15 protein-coding genes are annotated in these 15,012 nt (G+C 54.8%); 11 read left to right on the forward strand and 4 right to left on the reverse strand.

Features of this window, described 5'->3' with window-relative positions:
• Positions 1–35 precede the first annotated feature (35 nt).
• From R0135_RS15950 to glp, 3 genes are read left to right on the forward strand one after another with little or no spacing between them, the layout of a single operon-like run.
• Positions 36–917: a sugar nucleotide-binding protein gene (locus R0135_RS15950; protein WP_407347892.1), complete on the forward strand. Its 882-nt coding sequence runs from the start codon at positions 36–38 to the stop codon at positions 915–917.
• 2 nt (positions 918–919) lie between these two features.
• Positions 920–1,438, forward strand: coding sequence for a molybdenum cofactor biosynthesis protein B (moaB, locus tag R0135_RS15955; protein ID WP_407347893.1), 519 nt, complete (start codon positions 920–922; stop codon positions 1,436–1,438).
• Positions 1,439–1,440: 2 nt separating this feature from the next.
• Positions 1,441–2,652, forward strand: a complete 1,212-nt coding sequence (gene glp / locus R0135_RS15960; protein WP_407347894.1) for a gephyrin-like molybdotransferase Glp — start codon at positions 1,441–1,443, stop codon at positions 2,650–2,652.
• A 42-nt stretch (positions 2,653–2,694) separates the two neighbouring features.
• Here glp and fabB read toward each other — a convergent pair whose 3' ends face one another.
• Both fabB and fabA read right to left on the reverse strand, forming a co-directional pair.
• Positions 2,695–3,921, reverse strand: coding sequence for a beta-ketoacyl-ACP synthase I (gene fabB, locus R0135_RS15965; RefSeq protein ID WP_407347895.1), 1,227 nt, complete (start codon positions 3,919–3,921; stop codon positions 2,695–2,697).
• 3 nt (positions 3,922–3,924) lie between these two features.
• Positions 3,925–4,440 (reverse strand): 3-hydroxyacyl-[acyl-carrier-protein] dehydratase FabA, encoded by a 516-nt coding sequence (gene fabA, locus R0135_RS15970; protein ID WP_407347896.1) that lies wholly within the window; start codon positions 4,438–4,440, stop codon positions 3,925–3,927.
• A 445-nt stretch (positions 4,441–4,885) separates the two neighbouring features.
• Between fabA and R0135_RS15975 the strand changes: the two genes are divergently transcribed.
• From R0135_RS15975 to R0135_RS15985, 3 genes are all read left to right on the forward strand, one after another.
• Positions 4,886–6,295, forward strand: a complete 1,410-nt coding sequence (locus R0135_RS15975; protein WP_407347897.1) for a mannose-1-phosphate guanylyltransferase/mannose-6-phosphate isomerase — start codon at positions 4,886–4,888, stop codon at positions 6,293–6,295.
• Positions 6,296–6,421: 126 nt separating this feature from the next.
• Entirely contained in the window at positions 6,422–7,252 is an 831-nt protein-coding gene (gene galU / locus R0135_RS15980) for a UTP--glucose-1-phosphate uridylyltransferase GalU (protein ID WP_407347898.1), read from the forward strand.
• Positions 7,253–7,260: 8 nt separating this feature from the next.
• Positions 7,261–8,613 (forward strand): phosphomannomutase, encoded by a 1,353-nt coding sequence (locus R0135_RS15985; RefSeq protein ID WP_407347899.1) that lies wholly within the window; start codon positions 7,261–7,263, stop codon positions 8,611–8,613.
• Positions 8,614–8,664: 51 nt separating this feature from the next.
• On the opposite strand, the gene R0135_RS15990 is transcribed toward R0135_RS15985, so the two are convergent.
• Entirely contained in the window at positions 8,665–9,627 is a 963-nt protein-coding gene (locus R0135_RS15990) for a polyprenyl synthetase family protein (protein ID WP_407347900.1), read from the reverse strand.
• 384 nt (positions 9,628–10,011) lie between these two features.
• Between R0135_RS15990 and rplU the strand changes: the two genes are divergently transcribed.
• The 5 genes from rplU (at position 10,012) to R0135_RS16015 (ending at position 13,931) form a co-directional block, all read left to right on the forward strand.
• Positions 10,012–10,320 carry a 50S ribosomal protein L21 gene (rplU, locus tag R0135_RS15995; protein ID WP_407347901.1) on the forward strand — a complete coding sequence of 103 codons (309 nt, stop codon included), beginning with the start codon at positions 10,012–10,014 and terminating at the stop codon, positions 10,318–10,320.
• A 12-nt stretch (positions 10,321–10,332) separates the two neighbouring features.
• The gene (gene rpmA, locus R0135_RS16000; RefSeq protein ID WP_407347902.1) at positions 10,333–10,590 is read left to right on the forward strand and encodes a 50S ribosomal protein L27; all 258 of its coding nucleotides are present in this window, start codon (positions 10,333–10,335) and stop codon (positions 10,588–10,590) included.
• A gap of 130 nt (positions 10,591–10,720) precedes the next feature.
• A complete protein-coding gene (gene cgtA, locus R0135_RS16005; RefSeq protein WP_407347903.1) occupies positions 10,721–11,908 on the forward strand; it encodes an Obg family GTPase CgtA in 1,188 nt (395 codons plus the stop codon).
• The gene (gene proB, locus R0135_RS16010; RefSeq protein WP_407347904.1) at positions 11,905–13,032 is read left to right on the forward strand and encodes a glutamate 5-kinase; all 1,128 of its coding nucleotides are present in this window, start codon (positions 11,905–11,907) and stop codon (positions 13,030–13,032) included. The genes cgtA and proB overlap by 4 nt, the downstream gene beginning before the upstream one ends.
• Positions 13,032–13,931: a ZIP family metal transporter gene (locus tag R0135_RS16015; RefSeq protein WP_407347905.1), complete on the forward strand. Its 900-nt coding sequence runs from the start codon at positions 13,032–13,034 to the stop codon at positions 13,929–13,931. Before proB ends, R0135_RS16015 begins: the two co-directional genes overlap by 1 nt.
• Here the strand turns inward: R0135_RS16015 and hemH are convergent.
• Positions 13,920–15,011, reverse strand: coding sequence for a ferrochelatase (gene hemH, locus R0135_RS16020; RefSeq protein WP_407347906.1), 1,092 nt, complete (start codon positions 15,009–15,011; stop codon positions 13,920–13,922). The two genes, R0135_RS16015 and hemH, sit on opposite strands and share 12 nt — an antisense overlap.
• Between the last annotated feature and the right edge of the window lies 1 nt (position 15,012).

Below are 15,012 nucleotides of genomic sequence, written 5' to 3' on the forward strand. Positions count from 1 at the left end.
TGAAGCGTCGTCAACGTCGGGCGTTCTGATAGCTTATGGACGTTCTCCTCATTGGTTCGGACAATCCTGTTGGTACAGCACTTCAAGCTGTGTTCGCGCAGTGGGGTCGTCACCGCGCAATACCACTAAGTGCAGCGTCGGCACGGTGGCGCAGTGAGCGTCAGGCTAAAAAAGCGGCACGAAAAGATAAGCCCCATGCCGTATTAGACCTGCGTCTGGCCTGGCAAGTGGCAAAGGGTGAGGTACCGCAACAGCTGCATGTTGAGCGTGCTCACTGGCTGTCAAAGGCCTGCGAGCATAGCGACATCACCTATTTGCTTCTGTCCAGTGATCAAGTGTTTGCGGGGCAGGGCGTACGTAGTTTGAGAGAGTTCGATGCTCCAGATGCATTCAGTGAGCCGGGTTTCCAGATTATGGACATCGAGAGTCGGGTTACCCAGGCCGCTCCTTCCGCAATCGTGCTCCGTACGGGCCCTTTGTTTGCCAGTTCGGACAACAATTTTTTGACCAGAATGCTGGCGCGGATGATCTCTGAACGTCAGGCAAACTTTGACGATAAACACGTTTTTTGTCCCGTGGCCTGTATCGATTTGGCACGTGTTCTGGCTGCTATGCTTGATCAGCTGAGTGTCGGCGCCGAGGCCAGTGGTGTGTACCACTACAGCTCTGCCGATCGCACCACTGAGTATGGCTTTGCTGAGGCGGCTCTTGCCGCTATGAGTCAATACCGCGACTCCGGCGATGTGGTTATTAGCCCCCGGCAAGACAGCCCTGAAGAGAGTACCGAGACGCGTGTTTTTGACTGCAGTCGTCTTCGCGATAGTTTCGCTATCAAACAGGTGCCCTGGCGTGGATTTATGAATCCTATGGTGAAGGAATATACCCAGAACTCTACATTACAGGAGGCCAACGAATAGCTATGGCGTCAGAAAGTGAGTTTGTCAGTCTTGGGGTGGCCGTTTTGACGGTGTCGGATACCCGCGGACCAGAGAATGATACATCGGGGGATTTTCTAAGCCAGGCTGCAAGAGAGCAGGGTCATGATATTGCGCAGCGAGCCCTGGTGCCTGACGACATTTATCAGATTCGAGCCGTACTCTCTCAATGGATTGCAGATTCGGCTATTCATGCAGTATTGATTACCGGTGGCACTGGATTCTCCGGAAGAGATTCAACTCCAGAGGCTGTGAAACCCTTGTTTGATAAGACGATCGAAGGCTTTGGCGAGGTGTTTCGGGCCTTGTCACTCACAGAGATTGGCTCCTCCACGGTGCAATCCCGAGCGCTTGCAGGACTGGCAAACCGCACGGCAATCTTTTGCATGCCGGGATCAACCGGAGCCTGTCGAACTGCCTGGAATGGCGTTCTCAAGGATCAGTTAGACAGCCGACATCGCCCCTGCAACTTCGTGGCTGTATTGACCAATAGCCTTTCCTAGCTATGCCGTTTAAACCACTCATTGCGCTCAGCGATGCCCTTGAGCAATTGCTTGAGAGCGCTGATCCTTGCCTTGGGATCGCGGATGTTTCTCTGGGGCAGTCCCTCGGTAGAGTGCTGGCCGCTGATCAGTGCGCGCTTATTGATGTTCCCCCTGCCGACAACAGCGCCATGGACGGCTATGCCGTGCGATCAGCCGACGTCGGGCGCAGCCTGCGAGTTAGTGAGCGCGTTGCCGCAGGTGACGTGGCTGGGTGTCTTGCACCTGACAGCATTGCCCGAATTTTCACCGGCGGCGAAATTCCTGCCGGTGCTGACGCTGTGGTGATGCAGGAGGACGTGATCACACATGGCGAGTTGATCGAGCTACCTGAGCAAATCCAGGCCGGGCAGCATATCCGTAGCCAGGGACAAGACTGTAAAGAGGGTGAGTTGCTGCTCTCCCGGGGTAGAAAAATCAGACCTCAGGATATGGGCTTGCTGGCCTCCCAGGGTATTGCCCAGATACCCGTATTTCATAAGCTTAAGGTGGCTTTACTCTCGACTGGCAACGAGCTGCGCGAACCGGGTTCGGGCCCTTTGCCTCCAGGAGCGATTTACAATAGTAACCGGCCTATGTTGTTGGGTTTGCTCATTGCCTTGGGTTGCGATGTTGTGGATCTTGGTATTGTGCGCGACACCGCCGATGCTACTTTTAATGCACTAAGCGAAGCTGCCGATAGCGCTGATCTCATTTTGAGCAGCGGTGGTGTGTCCGTAGGCGAAGCTGATCACGTCAGAGATGCGGTGAGTGCGCTGGGTGAGATCGCTCTTTGGCGCATTGCCATAAAACCGGGTAAACCGTTTGCTTATGGTCGTGTTCGCTCAACGCCGTTCATCGGTGTGCCGGGGAACCCCTCGTCGGCATTTGTCACCTTTGTGTTGCTGGCAAGGCCGTATATCCGTGCCTTGCAGGGGCAGGTCGATGTGGCCGGGGATGTATTACCGGCGCGAGCTGATTTTTCGGTGGGCAGCAAGGGCAGTCGTCAGGAGTTTTTGCGCGTGACGACATGTTTCAAGGGGGGTGAAGTTTGGGCTCGCCCCTACGCCAATCAAAGCTCTGGGGTGCTCAGTTCCGTGTCGGCCAGCGACGCGCTGGCCATCGTTCCCATTGGTGAAACTATTGAGCAAGGGCAAGTTATTCAGTTCATGCCTCTGGATAACTTGCTTTACTGATGTGTCCTTCCCCTTTTGGAGTTGGCACTTGCTTCGCTGCGCTTAGCCGCTGAATTTCTGGAACACCAATGATGCATTGGTGCCGCCAAAACCAAAGCTGTTTGACATCACGCGTTGAAGATCCACGTTGTCGTGGCGCTCTCTCGCGATAGGCATGCCCTCGGCCTCGGCGTCGAGAGTTTCAATATTGGCCGAAGCCGCTATAAAACCAGCTTGCTGCATAAGCAGGCTGTAAATTGCCTCCTGTACGCCCGCAGCACCCAGAGAATGTCCAGAGAGCGACTTTGTCGAGCCAATAATCGGTGTGTGGTCGCGTGTAGAAAAGGCTTCGCGTACTGCTTTGAGTTCCTGGATATCGCCTGCAGGGGTGCTGGTGCCGTGTGCGTTAATGTAGTCCACTGGGCCCTCTACGGTAGAGAGAGCCTGATGCATACAGCGCACTGCGCCTTCGCCCGAGGGTGCCACCATGTCGTAGCCGTCCGAAGTAGCTCCATAGCCCACGAGTTCAGCATAGATTTTTGCTCCGCGCGCCTGAGCGACCTCTAGCGCTTCGAGTACCACCATGCCCCCACCGCCAGCAATGACAAAGCCATCACGGTCGGCATCGTATGCGCGGGAGGCTCGCTCTGGAGTGTCGTTGTATTTGGTGGACAAAGCGCCCATGGCGTCAAACAAACTACTCATAGTCCAGTGGAGTTCTTCACCGCCCCCTGCAAAGACACGATCTTGCTTACCGAGCTGAATCTGCTCCATCGCGTTGCCGATACAGTGTGCGCTTGTGGAGCAGGCGGACGATATGGAGTAATTGACGCCGCGAATTTTAAACGGTGTCGCAAGACAGGCCGAAACCGTGCTGCCCATTGTCTGGGTAACGCGATAGGGTCCGACCCGTCGCAGGCCTCGTTCGCGCAGAATATCCGCCGCCTCGGTTTGGCTCGCGGAGGATGCTCCGCCCGAGCCCGCGATAATCCCGGTTCGATCATTGGAGATTTCGCCGTCAGTCAGCCCTGCATCTTCAATGCAGCGCTGCATAGCTATATATGCATAGGCAGCGGCATCGCCCATAAATCGTAATTGTTTTCGGTCAATATGCTCTTTGAAATCGATCTTTGGGGATCCCGAGATGTGTGAGCGCATGCCAATATCTATCTGCGACTGGCTTGTACTAATGCCGGAGCGCCCGTCGCGAAGCGCCTGGGTCACTGTTTCAGCATCGTTGCCCAGACAGGACACGATGCCCAGTCCCGTAACTACTACTCTTCGCTGCATGATTTAAAAACTCTCGGTAGATTGAAAAAGGCCTACGCGCAAATCCGACGCATGGTAGATCTCTTTACCATCAACACTGACGGTGCCATTGGCAATACCCATAACCAGTTTTCGCTCAATGACACGCTTGATATCAATGGTGTATGTGACTTTTGACGCCGAAGGCAGAATCTGTCCTGTAAATTTCACTTCGCCAGAACCCAGTGCCCGTCCTCGCCCGGGATTGCCTCTCCAGCCCAGAAAGAAGCCTACCAGTTGCCACATAGCATCAAGGCCCAAGCAGCCTGGCATTACCGGGTCGCCCGGAAAGTGGCAGTCAAAAAACCATAGCTGCGGGTGGATATCCAACTCGGCGATGATTTGCCCCTTGCCATTGGCGCCTCCCTCGGAACTGATGTGCGTGATACGGTCGAGCATCAGCATTTTGTCTACCGGGAGTTGAGCATTTCCCGGGCCAAACAATTCGCCCATTCCGCAGGCAATTAGTTCGTCTTTTGCGTAGCTCGATTGAGGTGTCATGATTACTTGTTTCTTCCAAGGTAGGTGATTGACGTTCCGCGAGGGTAGGCGGCTACTTGTACGATCTAACAAGCTGCTAGCTTAAGCAGAACATTCAAATGCTAAGTTTAACTACTAAAACGATTAAGACCATTGATTAGTTGGTTGACAATTGTCTGATTAAAACTTGGGCTGGGCTGTGATGCAGTTGGCGTTTGTCGCCGGATATTATTGGTTTTGAGACACCTGCACTTGCCACCGCTTGCGAAGTCGTTAGGCTGTGCAGTTATTGGCTTGGCTCTGAATGGTAATAGTTTAATGCATGCATCAGACAAGTCCACCCGTTGATGTAAAAACATTGCGGGAACAAAGTGTTAGGTAACCATTTTTTTGCGTTTGCTGATCGAATGCCCGCAGGGTGTGTATGGCGGTAGAGCGTTTATTGAAATTGTGAGGTGCAAGGTCGATGTTGATACCGGTTTTATTGTCCGGCGGGGTAGGGAGCCGATTGTGGCCCGTTTCCCGCGAGGCCTATCCCAAGCAGTTTCTTGCTCTGGCGAGCGAGTTATCAATGCTGCAGGACACCATGGCGCGTACCTCGGAGCTGGACAGCGCTCCGCCGCTGGTTATTTGCAATGATGAACATCGCTTTATGGTGGCCGAGCAGCTTCGTCAGTTGTCCGTTGAGCCAGCGGCAATCATTCTTGAGCCGGAGGGACGCAACACCGCTCCGGCGGTCGCGCTTGCTGCTTTTCATGCCTTAGCGACTGATCCTGATGCGCTCCTTTTGGTACTCCCTGCAGATCATGTGATCCGCGATGCACAGTCTTTTACCCAGGCGGTGAAGCTGGGTCTGGACAAAGCACAGGCTGGCGCTCTGATGACCTTTGGCGTAGTTCCCAACGCCGCAGAAACAGGATACGGATATTTACGGCTCGGTGCACAGCAGGACGATGGGCTGTACGCATTGGACAGCTTTGTTGAAAAGCCGGATGCAGAAGTCGCCAAAGAGTATTTTGAGAGCGGTCAGTATCACTGGAACAGCGGCATGTTCCTTTTGTCAGCCTCTACCTATCTTGCAGAACTTAAAGCTCATGCACCGGAGATTTACGCGGCCTGTGAGCTGGCCATGACCAAGGCTAGCGCCGACCTCGATTTTTTGCGCCCGGATCGAGACGCGTTTGTAGCCTGCCCCTCAGATAGCATTGATTATGCGGTGATGGAGCACACCCAACTCGGCGGAGTGATACCGCTGAATTGTGGTTGGAGCGACGTTGGTGCCTGGTCCACGTTGTGGCAGGTAGCTGACCGCGATAGTGATGGCAACGTTCTCATGGGCGACGTAATGATTGAGGGCTGTTCAGACAGCTACCTGCGCTCCGAATCACGCCTCATTGCGGCTACAGGAATTAAAAACCTGATTGTCGTTGAGACCCCCGACGCCATTCTTGTTGCTGATCGGGATGAGGTTCAGAACGTTAAGCAAATCGTGACGCGCTTGAAAGCGCAGGGCCGCACAGAGGCTACCCTCCATCAGCGTGTCTACCGTCCCTGGGGAAGCTACGAGTCGTTAATCGAGGGCGATCGCTTTCAGGTTAAACGGATCGTTGTGAACCCCGGACAAACGCTGTCCTTGCAGATGCATCACCACCGCGCAGAACACTGGATTGTGGTCCATGGAACGGCGGAAGTAACCTGCGAAGACAAGGTGTTTACGCTGCGAGAAGATCAGTCGACCTACATCCCGTTAGGGCATAAGCATCGCCTGGCGAATCCGGGGAAGATACCTCTGGAGCTCATCGAAGTTCAGTCGGGTAGCTACCTTGGCGAAGACGATATTGTGCGTTTCGAAGATGTTTACGGGCGCAGTTCTTAGGCTGACCACGGCCGAGGAGTTGTAAGGGCCGGGCCTTTATTGGCGTTGAAGTAGGCTGCTGTTAGTGGTTTGCTTGAGCGTCGCCTAAAACTTTTAGTGCAACTTTAGTAAGACAGGAGTTCTTTTGTGATCAGTAAATGTATGTTCCCCGTGGCGGGCTACGGCACGCGATTTTTGCCGGCAACCAAAAGCATGCCTAAAGAAATGCTTCCCATCGTTAACAAGCCACTGGTGCAATACGGTGTCGAGGAAGCGATCGAGGCCGGCATGACCACCTGCGCCATGGTAACGGGTCGCGGCAAGCGGGCTATTACAGATCACTTTGATATCAGTTATGAGCTGGAGCACCAGATCAGTGGTACATCAAAAGAGGGCTACCTCGATAGCATCCGCAATGTGCTGGATAAGGGCATATTCACTATGGTTCGCCAGCGCGAAATGAAGGGTCTGGGGCATGCGATTCTTACCGGCGAAACACTCATCGGCAGCGAGCCTTTTGGTGTGGTTCTGTCAGATGATCTGTGTATTAACGAAGGGCCTGGTGTGCTCGCGCAAATGGCAGAGCTTTACAATCAGTTTCGCTGCTCCATCGTCGCCATCATGGAAGTGCCCATGGAAGAAGTCCATAAGTACGGCGTAATTGCCGGTGAGTCTTTAAAGGACGGGATCTATCGCGTCGACAAAATGGTCGAGAAGCCCAGCGCTGACGAGGCACCCTCGAACCTTGCAATTATTGGTCGCTATATCCTGACCCCCGATATTTTTGACATCATTCGCGAAACACCACCCGGTGCTAATGGCGAAGTACAGATTACCGATGCTCTGCAGATACAGGCTGATAGAGGCTGCGTCATGGCCTACAAATTCAAGGGGCGACGCTTCGACTGCGGCAGCGTTCCGGGCTTTGTAGAGGCGACCAACCACATGTACGAAAATCATTACCTCAAAGAGAGCTGAGCCGTTTTATGGACGAAATCACCTGTTTTAAGGCCTATGACGTTCGCGGCAGAGTGCCTGATCAGCTCAACGAAGACGTAGCACGGCGTATAGGTTGCGCCTACGCCGAGGTCATCCAGCCAAAGATGGTTGTGGTTGGACACGACATTCGCCTCAGTAGTCCCGCAATAAAGGCGGCGCTCACCGAAGGTTTGCTGTCTCAGGGCGTGGATGTTTATGACATAGGTCTTTGTGGTACTGAGGAGATTTACTTCGCGACACACCACGCCAACATGGATGGTGGGATCGCTGTAACAGCGAGTCACAATCCCAAGGACTACAATGGCATGAAGTTTGTGCGCGAGGGTTCAAAACCAATCTCTGGTGATACCGGCTTGTTCGATATCAAGGCCCTGGCCGAGAAAGACCAGTTCACCCCGGCTGACACTCGGGGGCGACTCCATTCGCTGGATACGGAACAGGCATATGTGGAGCATCTGCTGAGCTACATTGACGTTCCCAATCTAAAGCCCCTCAAAATTGTCGTAGAAGCCGGGAACGGCGGAGCGGGTAAGGTAGTGGATCTACTTGAGCCGCATTTACCCTTTGAATTTATTAAATTGCATCATACGCCGGATGGAAATTTCCCCAATGGTGTGCCTAATCCCATGCTTGAAGAGAATCGCCTGCCGGTCATTGAAGCCGTTCGCGAGCATAATGCGGATTTGGGTATTGCCTGGGACGGGGACTTTGATCGTTGTTTCTTTTTTGACGCCAGCGGTCGTTTTGTCGAGGGATATTACCTGGTGGGGCTACTTGCCGAGGCTTTTCTCAAGCGTAACCCCGGAGAGCCGGTGGTGCATGACCCCCGACTGACCTGGAATACTCAGGCGGTGGTAGAAGAGTTTGGGGGTACTGCGATTCAAAGCAAGACAGGACATGCGTTTATAAAAGAGCGCATGCGTCTTGAAAATGCCATCTATGGTGGCGAGATGAGCGCGCACCATTACTTCCGCGATTTTGCATATTGTGACAGCGGAATGATTCCCTGGCTGCTGGTTGCAGACCTGATCAGTGCCCGGGGCCAGTCTCTGGCGGATATGGTGGAGGAGCGTATGGCAGCTTTCCCATGCAGTGGTGAAATCAATCGCTCTATCGAAGATCCCGAAGCAGTGATATCTCGCGTAGAAGCCCGCTATGCCGATGCTGCACTGAAAACTGATACGGTTGATGGCTTAAGTTTTGAGTTCCCCCAGTGGCGATTCAACCTCAGGCGTTCAAATACCGAGCCCCTTGTGCGTTTGAACGTGGAGTCCCGTGGCGATTTCGAATTGATGGAAAGTAAGACCACAGAGCTTTTGGAACTCATTGACGCTGATTGAGCGCCTTCAGGGGCTGGTTCGCTGTGTGGTCTGTCTGCTTGCCTAGTTTGTTTAGTGGGATCGTTGGATTGAGAGTGCGGCGAGGCGTGCCAGCGCGTCTTTAGCAGGTGAGTCCGGTAGCCCATCCAGTGCCTTGAGTGCTTGGTCGCGGCAATGCAGTGCTGCGTTTCGGGTGTAGTCAAGGCTGCCGCAATCACGGACTGCCTGAATCACCTCCTGCAGCCGTTCGCGGTCTTTGGTGTTGATAGCCTCTCGCACCAGATTTGCCTGAGCTTCGCTGCCCTCTCGCATAACGTGTATCAAAGGAAGGGTTGGCTTGCCTTCGGCGAGGTCGTCTCCCACGTTCTTGCCCGTTACTTCTGGATCGCCTTCGTAATCCAGGAGGTCGTCAACTAATTGAAACGCCACGCCAATATTGCGACCACAAACACGAAGTTGCTCCACCTTTGTGGCATCCGCGCCGGCAAGTAGGGCCGCACCTTCACAGCCCGCGGCAAACAGCGCGGCCGTCTTCCGGTCGATAACGTCATAGTATTGCTCTTCGCTTGTGGCGGCGTCACCAGCCCTAATGAGCTGCAGCACTTCGCCCGCCGCGATGGTGTTGGTCGTGTCGGCCATCATCTTTAGGACATCGTGATTGCCCAAAGCCACCATTAACTGAAATGCGCGGGTATAAAGAAAGTCGCCAACCAAAACGCTAGGTGCATTTCCAAAGGCGCTGTTTGCGGTGGGGCGGCCTCGGCGAAGCTCGGATACGTCTACTACGTCATCGTGGAGTAGTGTCGCGGTGTGGATAAATTCAACTACGGCCGCAAAGCGAATCTGAGTGTCGCTGATGGCTCCCAGGGCGGCGGCGGACAGGAGCACAAGCACCGGGCGCAGGCGCTTGCCGCCAGCGTCAACAATGTACTGACCGACGTTCTCGACCATATCTACGTCGGAACGCAGCTGTTCGATGATCACAGCATTGACCGCGTCTAGCTCGGCGCTGACAACGGCGCGGACTTGTTGCATGGTGGGTACAACCTTGACCCCGGGAATCGGTCGCGCATGCTAGGTGTCCCTCGAGGGAGTGTCAAGGATTGGGCTTTGACTTATCGGGGCAAAAGGATGGCGTTTCAGAAAGAAGCGCGCAGATCCTGCTTGAGCTTGGTGGTGCTTTTAAGTACAATCTCGCGCCCCAATAGGTCGATGGCAGCTCGCAAGCTGCGGTCAGTGCCCATGGGGTAGAGGATGATAGTCTTCCCCAGGGACGGCAAAATTCCTTTGTATACAGATACTTGTGCCCGTCCCTGCCCACTGCAAGCGCAGTGCAGCCACGCATCAGGAGCAGCTTTTCTAGCTATTGGTGGTGGTTTTTTTGTGAATTAGCGGGAGGGCGAACAATGGAGAACAAAGATGTACGCAGTAATCGAAAGCGGTGGTAAGCAGCACCGCGTGACAGAGGGTGAATCCCTCAAGCTGGAAAAAATTGAAGCAGCTACTGGCGATACGATTGAATTTGATCGTGTACTGATGATCGGTGGTGAGAGTGTGCAGCTTGGAACTCCCGTTGTCGCTGGAGCCAAGGTGACTGCTGAGGTGATTAATCAAGGTCGTCATGCCAAGGTTAAGATCGTCAAGTTCAACCGACGTAAGCACTATCGTAGAGAAACCGGACATCGTCAGTGGTACACCGAAGTACGTATCACCGGCATCAACGCGTAAGGAGACTGACTAATGGCACACAAGAAAGCAGGCGGCAGTACTCGTAACGGTCGCGATTCACAAAGCAAGCGTCTGGGCGTAAAGCGTTTTGGCGGAGAGCAGGTGAAAGCCGGCAACATCATTGTGCGGCAGCGCGGAACACGTTTTCACGCTGGAGAGAACGTACGTTTGGGCAAGGACCACACCTTGTTTGCGACTGTCGCAGGAACTGTTGAGTTTATTACCCGCGGTGACAAGAATCGCAAGTTCGTACGCATCGTTGGCGCCTAAGGCGACAGCGTAGTGAGAAGCCCTGGTTTCGACCGGGGCTTTTTTTTGCCCGTTGCTTGTACTTGATGCCGCCTTGGCGGATATTTCCCCCCACACTCCAACGCGTCCCGACGCAAGATAGAATACAACTATGAAATTCGTAGACGAAGCCAGTATTCGCGTATTCGCCGGTAAAGGCGGTAATGGTTGCCTGAGTTTCCGGCGCGAAAAATTTGTCGAGCGTGGGGGTCCGGATGGTGGTGATGGCGGGGACGGGGGTAGTGTGTATCTTCTTGCCGACCAGAGCATGAACACCATGGTCGATTATCGATTTCAACGAGTGTACCGCGCTGAGAGCGGCCAGAGTGGCCGGGGAAGAAACTGCACCGGTGCTGGAGGTTCCGACCTTGTGCTGCCCGTGCCTGTAGGTACTACTGTGCTTGATGAAGACAGTGGCGAGACCTTGGGCGACCTCGTGGCTGCCGGAGATCGCTTGCTTGTTGCTCAGGGTGGTTTTCACGGCTTGGGCAATACCCGTTTTAAGTCTTCGGTTAATCGTGCGCCACAGCAGACGAGTCCCGGTAGTGAGGGAGAGCAGCGCGCACTAAAGCTTGAGCTGAATGTACTTGCAGATGTCGGCTTGCTGGGTCTGCCAAATGCCGGAAAGTCCACTTTTATCCGATCTGTATCTGCAGCCCGTCCGCGGGTGGCCGACTATCCTTTTACCACCTTAGTGCCGCAATTAGGGGTGGTGAAGGTAGATGCCCTGCGTAGTTTTGTGGTCGCTGATATCCCGGGTTTGATTGAAGGCGCGTCCGATGGTGCGGGCTTGGGAATTCGTTTTCTCAAGCACCTCACGCGAAACCGCATACTACTGCATCTGGTCGACGTAGCGCCCATGGATGGCAGTGATCCGGCTGATAGTGCGTTGGCCATTGTGCGTGAACTTGAGCGATTTAGTCCCACGCTTGCCGCGCGAGAGCGCTGGCTGGTGCTTAACAAAACTGATCTGGTTGATGAGGAGACCCTTGCACAAATACGTGCCCGGGTCATCGAGACACTGCAGTGGACGGCACCTGTTTACACTATTTCGGCGCTGGCCCACGATGGCACTGATCGTCTTTGTCAGAATATGATGGATTACCTTGAGCGCTGCACCGAAGAAGAAGCGCTTGATCCGGAGCTGATAATTGCGGAGCGTAGGGCGCAGCAGGCCATGCAGGAGGAGGCCAGGGAGCGTGTCGAGAAGCTGCGTTCACGTCGCCGTGGCGAGGCCGAGGCTGACGACGACGAAGACGATGATGACGATCACGACGTGGAGATTGAGTACGCGCCGTGAGTGTCGACTCCCGACACTGGGCAACTGATGCGAAGCGTTGGGTTGTAAAGATAGGCAGCGCGCTTCTCACGGACGATGGCCGTAGCATTGACGAGACCGTGATCTCGGCGCTGGTTGCAGAGCTTGCCAACTTGCGTGAACGTGGTTGTGAGGTCCTTTTAGTGAGCAGTGGTGCGGTGGCGGCAGGCCTGTTGCGACTTGGCGCAACCCAGCGTCCCAGCGAACTGCATGAATTGCAGGCGGCTGCGGCGGTAGGGCAATCGGCATTGCTGAGGCGTTATGAGGAGGCCTTCGCCGAGAAGGGCCTTATGGTCGCTCAGATTCTACTGGGCCATGACGATGTCCTGGCACGCGACCGATATCTCAATGCCCGCGCAGCCCTCAAGACCCTGTTGGCACACGGTGTGGTGCCGGTTATCAACGAAAACGACACAGTGGTTACCGATGAGATTCGCTTTGGTGACAATGACACCTTGGCTGCCCTGGTGGCAAACCTTGTCGACGCGGATGTGTTGGTTTTACTGACGGATCAAGCGGGATTGTTTGATGCCGACCCAAGAACCCAGGCACAAGCAAAGCTTATTGAGCATGCGCGCGCGGATGACCCAGCATTGGATGCGGTTGCAGGAGCGGGGGGTGTTCTGGGGCGCGGAGGTATGATCACCAAGCTGCGTGCAGCTCGCCTTGCCGCGCGCTCGGGCACAGAGACCGTCATTGTCAGTGGTCGAGAACCTCAGGTTCTCGCTCGTATTGCCCGGGGAGAAGCCCTGGGTAGTTGGCTCGAAAGCGGCAATGCCCCGGAGAATGCCCGGCGCCAGTGGCTGGCCAGCCTGGTGACCTTTCGAGGCGTCGTCGAGATTGATCACGGCGCGGTTAAGGTGCTCAAAACCTCGGGCCGAAGTTTACTTCCGGTGGGTGTGAAGTCTGTGAGCGGCGACTTCGAGCGTGGTGACGTGCTTCTATGCAGGGACCCGGAAGGTCGCGAGATCGCCCGGGGCCTGAGCAATTATAGTGCGGAAGAAACGGCCCAAATCATGGGTCTGAGTTCCCAGCGGATTGCAGAAACGCTCGGCTACGGTGGTGAGCCAGAATTGATCCACCGTGATAATTTGGTGCTTTTGTAATGTCTCCAATGCTTTTGCTTCTTGCTTACGGCGCGGCGTTGATCGTGTTCTCGGTGGCCGGTGGTGCGCTCACCCAGCGCATTGCCATGACCCACACGCGGACCCAGCTGGCTATGAGCCTGGTGTCAGGCTTGATGCTTGGCATCGCTTTTTTTCATCTCTTGCCTCATGCCGTACTGACTCTGGGCGTGGAAGAGGGGCTTTCTGTCGTCATGTCCTGGTTGATGCTGGGACTGGTCGTGATGCTGCTGCTGTTGCGAATGCTGCACTTCCATCAACCCGATTACCCGGCGGAGGTATTAGCGACTTGTGACCATGACCATGACCATGATCAGGGGGTTGCCCACAGTAGCGGCAGTGATGTCGCGCCGATGGTCGCCCCGGGAGTCAACTGGAGGGGCGTTTTGATAGGTCTCACCTTCCATACTTTTATTGATGGCGTGGCCTTGGGTGCAGCGCTGCTATCAGCTCCCCATGGCCATCAACAGCAACTCATTGGTTTTGGCGTGTTTTTGGCTATTCTCCTCCATAAGCCCCTGGATGCCATGTCAATTACGGCATTGATGAAAGCCTCGGGTACTAGTGCAGCAGCCCAGATGAGGGCAAACCTCGTGTTTGCTCTGGTGTGCCCCTTAGGAGCGCTTCTTTTTTACTTCTATGCCACGCAACTTGGGGTTAATGGCGAGGCGGTGATTGCCGCAGCACTAGCTTTCTCTGCGGGCGCCTTCGTGTGTATAGCCCTGAGCGACCTGCTGCCAGAGGTGCAGTTTCATAGCCACGATCGGGTAAAGCTTACGGCGGTGTTCCTGTTGGGAATTCTAATAGCCTACCTGATGGCTCATTCGACCCCAGAGCACACGCACGCGGTAGCAACTCTGGGTATGCTCTCAGGCCGCTGAGCGCGTCTTCATGTTCTCAGCCAGGCTAGCTGTGAGTTCGGCTTGATCGTCCTGAGGCCGCACCCAGGGCTTGATTCGATCATTGACCAGAGTGGTCAGGAAGTCGATATGCCCCTTGCCAGAGTTTAGGCAGGGGATGTATTCGTAGCGCTCCCCTCCGGCCTCCAGGAAATAGTCGCGATTTTCTTCGCCAATCTCTTCGATGGTTTCCAAGCAGTCAGCAGAGAATCCGGGACACACCACCTGCACCGAGCGAATGCCGTCTCCGGCCATTTCTCGCAGCGTGTGGTCTGTATAGGGCTTGAGCCACTCTTCGCGACCGAAGCGCGATTGAAACGCACTCAGATACTCATCTTCCGCCAGTCCTAGTTCCTGCGCCACCAGTCGTGTGGTCTTGTGGCAATGGCAGTGATAAGGGTCGCCCTCATCGAGGTAACGCCTGGGTTCGCCATGATAAGAAAACAAAAGCTTCTCGGCTCGCCCGTGTGTCTCCCAATGCTCTTTGATGCTGCTGGCTATCGCCTTAATGTAGCCCGGCTGATCGTGATAACTGGCGACAAATTGAAAGTCTGGAATCCAGCGGCGCTTGATGAAGTCTTCGGCGATGGCGTCGAATGTAGATCCGCCCGTCGGCCCGCTGTACTGTGGATACATCGGCAATACCAGTAGCTGGCGAGCGCCCCGTTCGATCAGGGACTGCATCGCATTACTAACTGATGGTTCTCCGTAACGCATCGCAAACTCGACGATCACCTCACCGCCATGGTGGGCGTTCAGGCGCTTTTGTAGTTCCTGAGCCTGATTGCGGGTGTGAATCAGCAGTGGGGAGCCTTCATCGGTCCACACTGTGCGGTAGGCCTCTGCAGATCGCGCAGGGCGAACGTTGAGAATGATGCCATTGAGTATGAACCACCAAAGCAATCTCGGGATCTCAACAACGCGCGGGTCCGACAAAAACTGTTTTAGGTAGGGTCGCAGTGCGGCTTTCTCCGGTGCCGTAGGCGTCCCCAGGTTTGTCACGAGCACACCGATAGTCCCCTTTTGGGCGTGATCAAAGTCTGGACTGCCTAAATACTTCATC

The organism is Congregibacter variabilis (assembly GCF_045689235.1).
Lineage (GTDB): Bacteria > Pseudomonadota > Gammaproteobacteria > Pseudomonadales > Halieaceae > Congregibacter > Congregibacter variabilis.

Coding starts and splice junctions, on each gene's coding strand:
- cgtA (WP_407347903.1), top strand. CDS start 10,721: ATGAAATTCGTAGACGAAGCCAGTATTCGCGTATTCGCCGGTAAAGGC.
- R0135_RS15990 (WP_407347900.1), bottom strand. CDS start 9,627: ATGCAACAAGTCCGCGCCGTTGTCAGCGCCGAGCTAGACGCGGTCAAT.
- R0135_RS15985 (WP_407347899.1), top strand. CDS start 7,261: ATGGACGAAATCACCTGTTTTAAGGCCTATGACGTTCGCGGCAGAGTG.
- rplU (WP_407347901.1), top strand. CDS start 10,012: ATGTACGCAGTAATCGAAAGCGGTGGTAAGCAGCACCGCGTGACAGAG.
- R0135_RS16015 (WP_407347905.1), top strand. CDS start 13,032: ATGTCTCCAATGCTTTTGCTTCTTGCTTACGGCGCGGCGTTGATCGTG.
- moaB (WP_407347893.1), top strand. CDS start 920: ATGGCGTCAGAAAGTGAGTTTGTCAGTCTTGGGGTGGCCGTTTTGACG.
- rpmA (WP_407347902.1), top strand. CDS start 10,333: ATGGCACACAAGAAAGCAGGCGGCAGTACTCGTAACGGTCGCGATTCA.
- glp (WP_407347894.1), top strand. CDS start 1,441: ATGCCGTTTAAACCACTCATTGCGCTCAGCGATGCCCTTGAGCAATTG.
- fabA (WP_407347896.1), bottom strand. CDS start 4,440: ATGACACCTCAATCGAGCTACGCAAAAGACGAACTAATTGCCTGCGGA.
- R0135_RS15950 (WP_407347892.1), top strand. CDS start 36: ATGGACGTTCTCCTCATTGGTTCGGACAATCCTGTTGGTACAGCACTT.
- hemH (WP_407347906.1), bottom strand. CDS start 15,011: ATGAAGTATTTAGGCAGTCCAGACTTTGATCACGCCCAAAAGGGGACT.
- fabB (WP_407347895.1), bottom strand. CDS start 3,921: ATGCAGCGAAGAGTAGTAGTTACGGGACTGGGCATCGTGTCCTGTCTG.
- R0135_RS15975 (WP_407347897.1), top strand. CDS start 4,886: ATGTTGATACCGGTTTTATTGTCCGGCGGGGTAGGGAGCCGATTGTGG.